Annotated in this window: 11 protein-coding genes; 7 read left to right on the top strand and 4 right to left on the bottom strand. The window is 73.1% G+C overall.

Going from position 1 to position 12,813, the window contains the following annotated elements; translation table 11 throughout:
• Window positions 1-18: 18 nt before the first annotated feature.
• Genes ABTZ99_RS13975 through ABTZ99_RS13960 form a run of 4 tightly spaced genes read right to left on the bottom strand, consistent with a single transcriptional unit; the run spans window position 19 to window position 3,224 of the window.
• Complete coding sequence (locus tag ABTZ99_RS13975) at window positions 19-1,137, bottom strand: DegT/DnrJ/EryC1/StrS family aminotransferase (RefSeq protein WP_499611401.1); 1,119 nt, start codon at window positions 1,135-1,137, stop codon at window positions 19-21.
• A gap of 33 nt (window positions 1,138-1,170) precedes the next feature.
• Window positions 1,171-1,989 carry a hypothetical protein gene (locus ABTZ99_RS13970; protein WP_499611398.1) on the bottom strand — a complete coding sequence of 273 codons (819 nt, stop codon included), beginning with the start codon at window positions 1,987-1,989 and terminating at the stop codon, window positions 1,171-1,173.
• Window positions 1,989-2,270, bottom strand: coding sequence for a phosphopantetheine-binding protein (locus ABTZ99_RS13965; protein WP_499611396.1), 282 nt, complete (start codon window positions 2,268-2,270; stop codon window positions 1,989-1,991). Before ABTZ99_RS13965 ends, ABTZ99_RS13970 begins: the two co-directional genes overlap by 1 nt.
• 24 nt (window positions 2,271-2,294) lie before the next feature.
• Window positions 2,295-3,224, bottom strand: coding sequence for a 3-oxoacyl-[acyl-carrier-protein] synthase III C-terminal domain-containing protein (locus tag ABTZ99_RS13960; RefSeq protein ID WP_499611395.1), 930 nt, complete (start codon window positions 3,222-3,224; stop codon window positions 2,295-2,297).
• A gap of 56 nt (window positions 3,225-3,280) precedes the next feature.
• Between ABTZ99_RS13960 and ABTZ99_RS13955 the strand changes: the two genes are divergently transcribed.
• The 7 genes from ABTZ99_RS13955 to ABTZ99_RS13925 are packed head-to-tail and all read left to right on the top strand — an operon-like array spanning window position 3,281 to window position 12,809.
• Window positions 3,281-4,423 (top strand): glycosyltransferase, encoded by a 1,143-nt coding sequence (locus tag ABTZ99_RS13955; RefSeq protein WP_499611392.1) that lies wholly within the window; start codon window positions 3,281-3,283, stop codon window positions 4,421-4,423.
• A 26-nt stretch (window positions 4,424-4,449) separates the two neighbouring features.
• Window positions 4,450-5,355, top strand: coding sequence for a thioesterase domain-containing protein (locus ABTZ99_RS13950; RefSeq protein ID WP_499611390.1), 906 nt, complete (start codon window positions 4,450-4,452; stop codon window positions 5,353-5,355).
• A gap of 35 nt (window positions 5,356-5,390) precedes the next feature.
• On the top strand, window positions 5,391-6,446 hold the full coding sequence (locus ABTZ99_RS13945; RefSeq protein WP_499611387.1) for an ATP-binding cassette domain-containing protein: 1,056 nt from the start codon (window positions 5,391-5,393) through the stop codon (window positions 6,444-6,446).
• Between the two features lie 12 nt (window positions 6,447-6,458).
• A complete protein-coding gene (locus ABTZ99_RS13940) occupies window positions 6,459-7,223 on the top strand; it encodes an ABC transporter permease (RefSeq protein ID WP_498780286.1) in 765 nt (254 codons plus the stop codon).
• Complete coding sequence (locus ABTZ99_RS13935) at window positions 7,220-8,866, top strand: class I adenylate-forming enzyme family protein (protein WP_499611385.1); 1,647 nt, start codon at window positions 7,220-7,222, stop codon at window positions 8,864-8,866. The genes ABTZ99_RS13940 and ABTZ99_RS13935 overlap by 4 nt, the downstream gene beginning before the upstream one ends.
• Entirely contained in the window at window positions 8,863-11,484 is a 2,622-nt protein-coding gene (locus tag ABTZ99_RS13930) for a condensation domain-containing protein (RefSeq protein ID WP_499611383.1), read from the top strand. Before ABTZ99_RS13935 ends, ABTZ99_RS13930 begins: the two co-directional genes overlap by 4 nt.
• Window positions 11,481-12,809 (top strand): aminotransferase-like domain-containing protein, encoded by a 1,329-nt coding sequence (locus ABTZ99_RS13925; protein ID WP_499611380.1) that lies wholly within the window; start codon window positions 11,481-11,483, stop codon window positions 12,807-12,809. Before ABTZ99_RS13930 ends, ABTZ99_RS13925 begins: the two co-directional genes overlap by 4 nt.
• Window positions 12,810-12,813: the final 4 nt, after the last annotated feature.

The raw sequence follows: 12,813 nt of genomic DNA, 5'->3' as shown, positions 1-12,813 counted from the left end.
CCGGCGCGGCGCGCGTCCCTACCAGCCCGCCTTGATGGTGGACGCGATGTGCCCGCGCTCGTCCTCGGTCAGCCACCAGCCGACCGGGATGGACACCATCCGCGCGCCCACGCTGTCCAGGCCGGGCAGCAGCGCGGCGTACTCGCGCACCGTCGTGTAGACGTCGTTGCGCTCGTGCACCTGGCTGGCCATGATGCCCGCCTCCTCCATGCGGCGCATGAACCCGTCGCGGTCGTCGACCTTGATCGTGTAGATCCAGAACGACGACTCGCGGTCGGGCGCGCGTTCGGTCAGCTCCAGGCCCGGCACGTCGGCGAGCTCCGCGTCGAAGTACGCGGCGTTGCGCCGGTGCTTGGCCACGATCTCGTCCACGTGGTCGAGGTTGGCCAGGCCGATGCTGGCGTTGATGTCGTTCATGTGGAACTTGAAGCCGAACTCGGGGATGTCGTTGAGGAACGAGAACCGGGCGTTGGTCTCGCGGTCGATGCCGTACCACCGCAGCAGCCGCGCCCGGCGGGCCAGTTCCTTGTCCGGCAGCACGACCAGGCCGCCGTCACCGGCGGTGAGGTGCTTGATGGCCTGGAAGCTGAACACCGAGATGTTGCCGTGGTTGCCCAGGTGCTTGCCGTCGAACGTGGCGCCCCAGGCGTGCGCGCAGTCCTCGATCACCATGGGGCGCACGCCGTGCACCTTCTCCGCCTGGTCCAGCACCTCGGCCAACCGCCGCAGGTCCACCGGGTAGCCGGCCCAGTGCACCACGATGATCGCCTTGGTCCGCGGGGTGATCTTGCGGGCCAGGTCGTCCAGGTCCATGTTGAGGTTGGCGGGATCGACGTCCACCCAGCGCGGGCGCAGGCCGTTGGCCAGCACCGGCCAGTTGGTGGCGCTGCACGTCATCGGCGTGGTCAGCACTTCGCCACCGTCGCCTCTCACGCCGCCGGTGACCAGGTGCAGGGCTAAGTGCAGGCCCGAGGTGGCGCTGTTGACGGTGGCGAGCTTCGGGTTGCCGATCCGGGTGGCCAGGGCGGTCTCGAACTCGTCCACCTTGGCGCCCTGCCCGATGAAGCCGCTGGTCAGGACCTTCTCGACGAGGGCCGGCGCGGTGCCGGACATCGCGACCTTGAACAGGGGGATCATGCGTGCTCCTTCGTCGTGCGGCCGGTTTCCGCCTCAGCGCACCTCGATCCCGACCAGGCAGAGGTAGCGCAGTTCGCGGTCGTACTCGCCGACCACCACCAACCCGCCCGGCTCGGCGAGCGCGTCGGCCAGCCGCCACCACACCCCGGTGAGCGGCTGACCGGCGGGCGCGCGGTCGGGACCTTCGGGCCACACCGCGGACAACGCCTCGCCCAGCACGAGGCGCACCCGGTCGTGACCGGCGGACAGGTCGGCGATCGTCCGGGCCGCCAGGTCCGGCACGGCCTCCGGGGCCACGTCCGGGAACTGGTGGAGGTCCGTGACGCGGTGGCCCGCGTCGTCACCGCAGAGCAGGGCGACGCCGCGGTGCTCGCGCGGCGGCGTCGCCGTGGAGTCGTAGGGCAGCCCGCCCTGCTCGACGGCCACCACCAGCGCCCGCCGCGGCGCGCGGTCGCGGACCAGGCGCAGCGCGGTGAACGGCGCGGCGCTGCCCTGGTCGCAGACCGCGAAGGACAGCGGCGTGCCGGGGCAGACGTGGCTGAGGTAGGTGGCCGTGGCGCGGCCCGGCCACAGGTCGTGGATGGAGAACGCCAGCACCGGCAGGTCCACCGGCCCGTCCGCGACGGCGGCCACCAGCGCGGCGGCCATCTCGCCGTAGGACTGGCCGGACAGCTCCGGCGCCCGCACCGATCCCGACAACTCCGGTGTCCGCGCGGATCCGGTCAGCCCCGGCGCTTGCGCCGATCCGGCCAGGTCCGCGAAGTACTCCGCCACGACGGCCCGGTGCGCGTCGTCGGCCAGGAAGACCGCCGGGCTGGGGAAGACCCGGCGCTCGGCGCGCAGCACGCGCACTACCAGGGCCTGCAGTGCGAGGCGATGATCGCGGCCGGCTGGCCCACCGTCCGCAGCTCGTCGGTGCGCATCTTCTCCACGTCGATCTGCACGCCGAGCCGCTCCTCGACCTCCAGCAGCAGCTCCAGGCCCAGCGACGAGCTCAGGCCGAGCTCGTCGGCCATGTCCATGTCCTCGGTGACCGGCCCGTCCCGTTCGGACAGCCGCGCGATCACCTCGGTCATCGCCTCGACCACGCGGGGCCGCAACTCGGTGTCGACCTGGGCGTCGGGTGCGGTCATGGCGGCCTCCTGGGTGGAACGGACTCAGTGCTGGAACACCGTCGCGGTGAACGTCGCCCCGGCGCCCGCGCCGACCGCGGCCACCAGGTAGCGGTCGCCCTCGCGAAGCAGCCCGCGTTCGCGCGCCGTGCTGTAGTTGGCGAACGCGTCGGAGCAGAACAGGTGGCCGTTGACCGGCACGTTGGACAGCAGCACGCGCTCCACCGGGAAGTCCATCAGCAGGCAGAGCCGTTGCCAGGTCACGACGTTGTCGTTGTGGGGCAGCACCAGGGCGATGTCGTCCAGCTCCAGTCCGGCCCCTGCCACCGCCTCGCGGATCACCTCGGCCAGCAACGGCCGGTACTCGCGCTGGAAGCGCTCGGCGCTCTCGCCGAACTCGGTGTCGAACTCGCCGCGCTGGGCGCAGGCGAACGACAGCACCCGGTCGCGCGGGCCGTGCGCGCTGACCAGGCTGGCCGACGCGCCCTCGCCGAAGATCGACGTGCCGGGCAGCAGGCGCGCGTCGCGGGAGAACGCCTTCTCGCCGGTGAGGACGAGCGCGAGCGCGTCGGGGTCCGGGTCGGCCGCCAGCAGCCGCCCCGCCGACTCGAGGGCGAGCAGCCCGCTGGCGCAGCTCTGGTGGGTGACGGTGAACGCCAGCGCGTGGCCCAGCCCGGCCTCCCGGCACACCTCGTGCAGCGGGTTGCGCGGGTACGGGACCACGACGGGCATGGCCCGCCCGTAGACCACGTACCGCACCAGGTGCTCGCGCCCGCGCAGCGAGCCGATGCCGTCGATCGCCGCGCGCAGCAGGTCGGCCAGCGACCGCTCCGGGTCGAGGCTGATCTCCCCCAGCCCGTGGAACCGCCGGAAGAGCCGGACCTGGATGTCGGTCAACCCCAGCGGTTCGGCGAGGTTCTCGATGGGAACGCGGAGAGTCGGCGTGTATACCGACACCGCGTCGAGCGCGGTCACAGTCGCAGATCACACCACGCGCCCTGTCGGACGTCAATGTGTGCCATCATCGTCCGGTGTCGCGGTTCCTGCTCGTAGTGCTGCCGCTGCAAGGCCACCTGTTCCCGATGCTCGCCATCGGCCAGGAACTCCTCCACAGTGGACACGAGGTGGTGTGGTGCGGTCCGGAGGACACGCTGCGCCCACTGGTCGGTCCGGACGCGACGGTGCACCCCACCGGGGTACGCGCCTACCGCCGTTACGCCGAGACCGGCATGGCCGGCGTCCGGGCGCTGTGGGACGGCTACCTGCTGCCGTTCACCCGGTTCGTCCTCGACGCGGTGGACGACGCGGTGGTCCGCCACCGGCCCGACGTCGTGGTCGCCGAGCAGTACGCGCTGGCCGGGGGCCTGGTGGCGCACCGGCGGGGCGTGCGGTGGGCCAGCCTGTGCACCGGCCTGCTGGAACTCGCGCCGCCGCCCGAGCTGGCCGGGTTCGACGACTTCGTGGCCGACCGGGTCGCGCGGGCCCTGGAGCTGGCCGGACTGCCCGCCGACGAGCCGCTGGACCCGAGGTTCTCGCCGGACCTGGTGATCGCCCTGTCCAGTCCCGGCCTCACCCCGCCCGACGCGCTGCCGCCCCGGACGGTGCTGGTCGGCGCGGCGCTGGGACCGCGGCCCAACGCCCCCGGGTTCCCCTGGCACGACTGGGACGACGACCGCCGGCACGTGCTGGTCACGGTCGGCACCATCGTCGGCCACATGATCGGCGACTTCTACGAGCGCGCCGGCGCGGTGCTCGCGCCGCTGGCCGACGACGTGCAGGCGGTGTTCGTCACCTCCGGGGTGGACGCGAAGTCGTTCCCCGACAACGCCATCGCCGCCGAACTGGTGCCGATGCTGGACCTGATGCCCCGTTTGGACGCGGTGGTCTGCCACGCGGGAGGTGCGGTCAACGAGGCGTTGAGCTACGGGGTCCCGATGGTCCTCGCCCCGGTCCGGGCCGAGCAGGTGGCGCTGTCGCACCGGGTCGCGGCGGCGGGCGCGGGCATCGAGGTGCCGATCCTGGGCGTGACGGTGCCCGAGCTGGACGCGGCCGTGCGCGCCGTCCTGGACGATCCGGCCTATCGGGACGGCGCCCGCCGGATCGGCGACGAGTTCGCCGCCGCGGGGGGCGCGCCCGCCGCCGCGCACCTCGTCGCGCTGGCGTCTGGCGGCTGACCGCCTCCAGCCGCGAGGATGGGCCCGTGGACGGGCTGAGAGCGAACGCGTTGCCCACCACCGACGAGTTCGCGTGGGCTCGGCAGCGGCGGGCCGACATCAGGGCCGCGGGCGGCATCCTGGACCTGGTGCTGCCGCTGCGCGACGGCGGTGACGGCGCGCCGCTGTTCTGCCTGCCGCCGCTGGTCGGCGCGAGCTGGTGCTACCTGGCCCTGCTGCCGCACCTGGACGCGGCCCACCCGGTGTACGGGCTCCAGTCGCGCGGCTTGCGGAGACCCGAACCGCTGCCGGTGGACCTGGCCGAGGTCGCCCGCGACTGGGCGGACCTGATCCGCGCCACCAGCCCCGGCCCTCACCACCTGTTCGGCTGGTCCCTGGGCGCGAACACCGCGCACGCCGTGGCCGAGGAGTTGCAGCGGCGGGGCGACGAGGTGGCGCTGCTGGTCGTCGGCGACGCCACGCCCGACCTGCCGCACGGCCTGGGCGTCGGTGACGACAACCTGTGGTTGCTCTGCGACTTCGTGCTGCGCGAGTTCGGCTACCAGCCGGTGGTCGAGCCGGACGACCCCGACCCGGTGGGCCGGCTGGTCGAGGCGGTGCGCGGACGCCCGGGGCTGGGCCTGTCGGAGTGGCCCGACCGGCGGTTGCGGGCGCTGCCCCGCGTCATCCGCCACTCCATCGCGGTGGCGCAGCGGCACGAGGCCGGCCTGGTGCGCTGCCCGGTGCTGTTCCTGTCGGCCACCCGGTCGCGGCGCAGCACCGAAGCGAAGGTCGCGGCGTGGGACGGCCACCTGGACGGTCCGGTGGAGGTGGTCGAAGTGGACTGCGAGCACGAGCACATGCTGCTGCCGCGCCCGGTGGCGGCGATCGGCGCGGCCGTCGGCGCGCGGATGACTCCCCGCGGCGGTGCGCCGACGCGTCCGAAAGCGTGATTGTCGTTGCACCGCAACTAACCTAGCCTCAGCGGATGACCTCCCGCCCAACGCTGTCGGCGCGCGACCCCGTCGCGCCGGACCGAGCCGACGCCGGCGAGCGGCGGGACCTGGTCATCGAGGCGAGCGGGTTGCGCAAGACCTATCGCAAGCGCGGGCGCAAGGCCAAGGCCGTGGAAGCGGTGCGGGACGTGCACTTCGCGGTGCGCGAGGGCGAGATCTTCGGGTTCCTCGGGCCCAACGGCGCGGGCAAGTCGACCACGCTGCGGATGCTGGCCACCCTGGTCCGCCCGGACGGCGGCAGCGCCCGCATCGGCGGCGTGGACCTGCTGCGCTCGCCCGCGCGCGTCCGCGACGTGATCGGGTTCGTGGCCCAGTCCAGCGGCACCTACGACGACGCCTCGGCGCGGCAGGAGCTCGTCGCCCAGGCCCGGATGCACGGCCGGGGCAAGGCCGAGGCCGAGCAGCTGGCCGCCGCCGCGATCACGACGTTCGACCTGGAGGAGTTCGCCGACCGCCGCGTCCGCACCTACTCGGGCGGGCAGCGCCGGCGGCTGGACTTCGCGCTGGGGGTGATCCACCGGCCGTCGGTGATGTTCCTGGACGAGCCCACCGCGGGCCTGGACCCGCCCAGCCGGGCGCGCATGTGGCGCGAGGTGCGGCGGTTGCGCGACAACGGCATGACGGTCTTCCTCACCACGCACTACCTGGACGAGGCGGACTCGTTGTGCGACCGCATCTCCATCATCGACCGCGGCCTGATCGTCGCCGAGGGCACGCCCTCGGACCTCAAGCGGGAGATCTCCGGTGACGTCGTCACGGTCGACCTGGCGGCGCCCGACGAGGCGGGCCAGCCCGACGCCGGGAAGCTGCGCCGCGCCGCCGACGTGCTGACCCCGCAGGACTACGTGCGCGGCGTGGAGGCGGTCGACACGACCCTGCGCCTGTACGTGGACGGCGCGGCCACCGCGATCCCGCTGATCATGGCCGCGCTGCTGCGCGCCGGGGTCGAACCGGGCGCCATCGAGTCCCGCAGGCCCAGCCTGGACGACGTGTTCCTGGCCAAGACCGGCCGCACCCTGGACGACTGAAGGGCGGCCGGCGTGAAAGTGCTCCGCGACACCTGGCTGATCTTCACCTTCGAGACCAGGATCATGGCGCGCAACCCCACCGTGGTCGCGCTGACCCTGGCCCAGCCGATCACGTTCCTGGTGCTGTTCGCGCCCTTCCTCAAGGTCGCGATGGCGGGCCGGGGCGTGGAGAGCTACGGCGACGCCTACGCCGTCTACGTGCCCGGCCTGTTCGTCGCGATGGGCCTGCTCGGCGGCCTGTACGCGGGCTACGGCCTGCTCAGCGCGTTGCGCGCGGGCATCATCGACCGCTGCCGGGTCACCCCGGTCAGCCGCACCGGCCTGCTGCTGGGCCGGGCGCTGATGCACGTGGCGCTGCTGGAGTTCCAGGCGACGGTGATCACCGTCGCGGCGCTGCCGTTCGGGCTGCGGGTGAACCTGCTGGACCTCGTGGTGTCCTACGCCCTGCTGTCGCTGGTGATCCTGCTCAGCATCTCCATCTCCTACGCCATCGCCCTGCTGGTGCGCAACGAGAACAGCCTGGGCGTGCTGATCAACACCGTCGGCCAGCCCGTGTCGCTGCTCGCCGGCGTGCTCATCCCGCTGACCCTGGCGCCGCTGTGGGTGCAGAACGTGGCGCTGTGGAACCCGTTCGCGTGGGCCACCGACGCCCTGCGCGCCTTGTTCACCGGCCACTTCACCGCGCCCGCGGTCTGGCAGGGCGGTGTCGTCATGCTCGCCGCCTGCGGCCTGGCCGTCGGCTGGTCCATCCGCCTGTTCAACCGGGAGGTCTCGTGAGCACTGCCCAGCTGCGGACGGCTCTCGCACGGGACCTGCGCGTGGGCGCGGGCAACGTGCCGCTGATGCTCGTCGAGCACGGCGCGGACCTCGACGCGCCGCGCGTGAGCTTCGACGTGGACGTGGACGGCATCCCGGCGTGGACGCCGCTGTCGCTGCGCCAGTTGACCGAACGGGTCGCCGCGCGCGCCGAGTGGTTCGCCCGCAGGGGGATCGGGCGGCGCGACCCGGTGGCGCTGTTCGTCACCGCGGCGTCGGACGTGTTCCTCAACTTCTTCGCCCTCAACCGGCTGGGCGCGATCCCGGCGCTGATGAACCCGAACATGCCGATCGACGTGGCGGCGGAGTTCATCCGCAAGCTGCGCGGCGTCGGCGTCGTCGTGGACGACGACCACGCCCGGTTGCGCGAGCACGACCTGGGCGTGCCGATCCTCGGCGACGCGGCGGAGATCGGCACGGGCGACCCGACGCGTGCGCCCGAGCACTACCGCCACCATGGCGACGACCCGGTGGCCATCACGCACTCCTCGGGCACCACCCGCATGCCCACGGTGGTCGTCCACTCGCACCACGGCCTGTTCGCCGCCGTGCGCGCGGTGCGGCTCACCGAAGCCCGGCCGCACGGGCGGGTGCGCGAGCTGACCGCGCTGCCCGCCGCCCACGCCGCCGGGATCATCGTGCTCAACCAGGCGCTGTGCAACGGCTACGAGATCCTGTGCCTGTCCAACCAGGGCGGCCCGTTGGAGCGCAGCGGCGAGGTGGTCCTCGACGCCATCGAGCGCTGGAGGCCCACAGGCGTGCACGGCTTCGCCGTGACGTGGTCGGAACTGGCCCGCTTCGACCTGTCCACCCGCGACCTGTCCTCGGTGCGCAACTGGTCGAGCACCGGTGACTGCGCGCACGAGGCACACGTGCGGCGGCTGGTCGCGGTGGGCAGCCACCCGACGTGGACGCGCGAGGGCGTCGTCGACGTGCCCGGCTCGAAGTTCATCGACACGCTGGGCTCCACCGAGATGGGGCACAGCGCGTTCGCCATCGCCCACCGCCTCGGCAGCGACCGCTACGACCGCTGCGTGGGAAAGCCGTACCCGTTCGCCGAAGTGGCGCTGCTGGACGTGACGACGGGGGAGGAGGTGCCGGTCGGGCAGGTCGGTCAGTGCGGCCTCAAGTCACCCACCCTGGCGCTGGGCTACTGGAACGACTCCGCGGCCACCTACCGGACCCGCCTCAACGGTTACTACCTCACCGGTGACCTCATGTACCGCGACGAGGACGGCTACTACTACCACGTCGACCGGGTGAACGACGCGGTCGACCTGGGCGACGGGAACTGGATCTACACGGCCCTCACGGAGGAGCGCATCCTGGCCCGCAGCCCCGACGTCCGCGACTGCACGGTGCTGGCGGCCCGGCAGCCGGACGGCACGGTGGTGACCGACGTGCTGCTGATCCTGCGCGACGACGTCGACCCGGACGCCGACCACGAGGACGTCGTGCGCGGCGCGCTGGGTGAGGCGGCGGCCCGCACGCTGCGGCGCGTCGAGACCGTCCCCGACGACGGCGTCACCTTCGGCCCGACCGGCAAGGTGCGCAAGTTCCTGATGCGGCAGCGACTCCTGGCGGACGCGACCGGCGGGAGGTGACGCTTGCGGTACCCGCTCTCGTTCGCGCAGCTCCGTGCTCGGTCGCTCGACGGCCCCGCGGCGGTGGTGCGGCGCGCCTGCCGGCTCGACGCCCCGGTGGACCCCGATGCCCTGCGCCGGGCCGTGGACGCGCGGTCGTCCGGCACGCCGCGCTGCGCACCTCGGTCGTCACGGTCGACGGCGAGCCGGAGCAGGTCGTGGCGGACACCGCCGAACTGCCCGTCGCGCACGAGGAGTCGGCCGAGCCGTTCGACCTCGCCACGCCGCCGCTGGTGCGCGTCGCGCTGGTCGGGACGCCGGAACGGCCGTCGCTCGTCGTGTCCGCGCACCGGGTCGTCGCCGACGGTCCGGCCCTGGACCTCCTGCTGGACGAGTTGACCACCGCGGGCGGGGTGCCGCCCGAACTCTGGATGGACTACGGCGACTACGCCGTGTGGCAGCGCGAACGCCTGGCGGGGGAGGAGTTGGAGCGGCAACTGGCGCCGTGGCGCGAACCGCTGCGCGACGCACCCGCCGGTCTGTCCCTGCCCGCCGATCCGCCGTCCACTCCGTCCTGGGGTGAAGTCACGGCCGAGGCCCCCGGCGACCCGTCCGCCGCGCTCGCCGCGTACGCGGTCGTGCTGTCCCGCTACGCCAGGCAGCGCGACCTGGTGATCGCCCTGCCCGTCAGCGGGCGCGTCCGGGCGGAGCTGGAGCCGATCGTGGGGCCGTTCGCCGACATCGTGCCGCTGCGCGTGTCCGTCACCGGCACGTTCGCCGAACTGCGCGCGCGGGTGCGTGACTCCGCCGCGGTCGCGCTTTCGCACGATGAGCTGCCGTTCGACAAGCTCGCCGCCGAACTCGGTGTGGCCCGTCCCGCGGTCGGCTTCACCACCACGGGCCAGGAGTGCGCCGATCTCCAGGTGAACGCGGGGGAGGACGGCGTCCTCGGGCTGACCTACCGCGCGGACGTGTACGGATCGCCGTTCGCCCAACGGTTCCTGCGCTCGGTCGTGGCGGTGCTGGAACACGCCGAACAGCACCCGCGCACGCCGGTCGCGGACCTTCCGTTGCCGCCAGGACCGGAGGCCGTCGCCCCGACGGTGCCGGACCTCGACGTGGTGCGCGCCCTGCGTGAGTCGGAAGCCTCGGTGACCGACAGCTCCGGCACCGTGCCCATGTCCGAGTTGTGTCGGCGCGCCGCCGTCCTGGCCCGGGTGATCGCCGAGCGGGGCGCGGACCGGCGCGTCGGTGTGTGCGTCCGGCGCGGTGCGGGACTGCTCGTGGCCGTGCTGGGCACGTGGTGGGCGGGCCGGACGGCCGTGCTGCTGGATCCGGACTTCCCGTTGCCCGGTCTGGAGAAGCGCGTCCGGGCCGCCGGGTTGGAACTGGTCGTGGGCGACGAGGAGCACGTCTCGATCGGCGGCGCGACCGTGATCACGTCGGCGGAGGGCGAACCGATCGACCCCGCGGCGCCGGATCCGGCCGCCTACGTCGTCGATGGTCGTGACGTCACGCATCGGGCGGTCGCCGACGTGCTCGCGGTGCTCCGCCGTGATCTCCCGTTGGGCGCGGGAGATCGGTTCGCCGCGATCGGCACCGCGGTCGACGTCGCCCTGATGGAACTGCTGCTGCCCCTGGTGTGCGGCGCGGACGTGGTGGTCACCGATGGCAAGGACCTGGACGGGATCACCGCCATGCACGCGTCCGCGCACACCTGTCGGCACCTGCCGACCGTGCCGGAGAGCGTGCGACTGCGGCTGTGCACCGGCCTCACACCGGATCTCGCCGAAGCGCTCGACATTCCGGGGGCCGAGCTGTGGCACCTCCACGGCGACGCGGAGTCGGCGCTCTGGCCGGTGGCGGGGCGCTGGCCCGCGACGAACCGCTCCCGTGCCGTGATCCTGGACGAGCGCGGCGTGCCCGTGCCGATCGGCGCCATCGGCGAGGTGCACGTCGGCGATCACGCGACCGGCGACCTGGCGCGGTGGCGGGAGGACGGGCGCCTCGACCTCGTCGGGCGCACCGACGACAGGGTGGAGGTCCGCGGCAGGTGGGTGGACCGCGGTGAGGTCGCCGCGGAACTGCGAACCCACCCGGCCGTGCGGGACGCCGTCGTGACCGGTGCGCCGAAGGACGGCGAGACGGCGTTGGTCGCGTACGTGGTGTCCGACGAGAGCGGCGAAGCCCTGCGGCGGCACCTGCGCGCCACGCTGCCGGCGTGGATGGTCCCCGAGCTGTTCGTGGCGCTGGACGAGCTGTCCGACACCCTGCCCGAGCCCGACTGGGGACAGCCCCGGGACGACGTCGAGCGGACGATGGCGCGGATCTGGGCCGACCTGCTGCGCACCACCGACCGGATCGCCGTGCACGACAACCTGTTCGGGCGCGGCGCGGGGTCGTTGACGGTCATGCGGTTCGCCGCGAAGGTCGCCGAGGCCTACGGCGTGAACCTGCCGTTGCACCGGATCTTCGCCACGCCGACCATCGCCGCGCTCGCGGCCATCGTCACCGCGGAGCGGCAACCCGAACCCGACGACGGGCTGGCCGGGCTGTCCGACACCGAGCTGGACGACCTGCTGCGGTCGGTGCTCGCCGCGCGCGACCGCCGCCGCGCCGCGCGCGGGGAGGCGACGTGAGCAGCGTGGAGACCGCCGACCTGGCCACCGCGGCGCTGTTCGGCGGTCTGGAGGACCCGGCGGCGAACTCGATGAATTTCCTCAACGAGATCGCCGGGCGATATCCCGAAGCCATTTCCCTGGCCGCGGGGCGGCCCACCGAGGAGTTCTTCGACCTGGCGGACGTGCCGCGATATCTGCGATTGTTCGGCGACCACCTGGAACGCGAACGGGGGCTGACACCGGCCCAGGTGCGGCGCACCGTATTGCAGTACGGGCGTACCAAAGGGATCATCCACGAACTGGTCGCCGAGAACCTCCGGCGTGACGAGGGAACCGTTGTCGACCCCGAGTCGGTCGTCGTCACGGCGGGGTGCCAGGAGGCGATGTTCCTCGTCGCCCGCGCATTCCGCGCCGACGCCCGGGACGTGCTGCTCGCGGTGTCGCCGACCTACGTCGGGCTGACCGGCGCGGCGCGGCTGGCCGACCTGCCGGTGCGGCCCGTGGCGACCTCGGCGCGCGGCGTCGACCTGGACGACCTGGTGGCCGTGATCCGCCGGGAACGCGCCGCCGGACGCCGTCCGCGCGCCTGCTACGTGATGCCGGACTTCGCCAACCCGTCCGGCCTGAGCATGGACCTGGAGACGCGGCGGGCGCTGCTGGAGGTGGCGCGCGAGGAGGACGTCCTGCTGGTCGAGGACAACCCGTACGGGCTGTTCCACGGCGGTGCGCGGGTGCCCACGCTCAAGGCGCTGGACGAGCACCGCAGGGTGATCTACCTGGGGTCGTTCGCCAAGACGGTGCTGCCCGGGGCGCGCGTCGGGTACGTGGTGGCCGACCAGCGGGTGGCCTCGGCGGCCGGCGGGGTGGGGCTGCTCGCCGACGAGCTGTCGAAGATCAAGAGCATGGTCACGGTGAACACCTCGCCCATCGCGCAGGCCGTGATCGGGGGCGCGCTGGTCGAGCACGGCGGGAGCCTGGCCGACGCCACCGCCCGTCAGCGCGAGTGGTACGCGGGCAACCTGCGCCGCGTCCTGGACGGTCTCGCGGCGCGGTTCCCCGAAGGCGGCGACGTCACCTGGACCGCGCCCGCGGGAGGATTCTTCGTGGTCGTGGACGTTCCCTTTCCGGTTGACGACGCGCTGCTGGAACGGTCCGCCCGCGACTACGGGGTGTTGTGGACGCCTATGGGTCATTTCTACGACGGGGCACCGCCCGTACCCGCGCTGCGGCTTTCGATCAGCGCGGTTTCCGCGCGGTTGATCGACACCGGGCTGGACCGGCTGGCGGCATTGATCGACGACCGCCGCGACCGATTGGCCGATGGTGCCTCGGGTGAGCGGTGACGTA

Source organism: Actinosynnema sp. NPDC002837, assembly GCF_040295345.1.
Taxonomy (GTDB): domain Bacteria; phylum Actinomycetota; class Actinomycetes; order Mycobacteriales; family Pseudonocardiaceae; genus Actinosynnema.
Note: the sequence above shows the minus strand (reverse complement) of the source record. Positions and strands in the feature narration are given on the sequence as shown.

Coding starts and splice junctions, on each gene's coding strand:
- ABTZ99_RS13975 (WP_499611401.1), bottom strand. CDS start 1,137: ATGATCCCCCTGTTCAAGGTCGCGATGTCCGGCACCGCGCCGGCCCTC.
- ABTZ99_RS13965 (WP_499611396.1), bottom strand. CDS start 2,270: ATGACCGCACCCGACGCCCAGGTCGACACCGAGTTGCGGCCCCGCGTG.
- ABTZ99_RS13945 (WP_499611387.1), top strand. CDS start 5,391: ATGACCTCCCGCCCAACGCTGTCGGCGCGCGACCCCGTCGCGCCGGAC.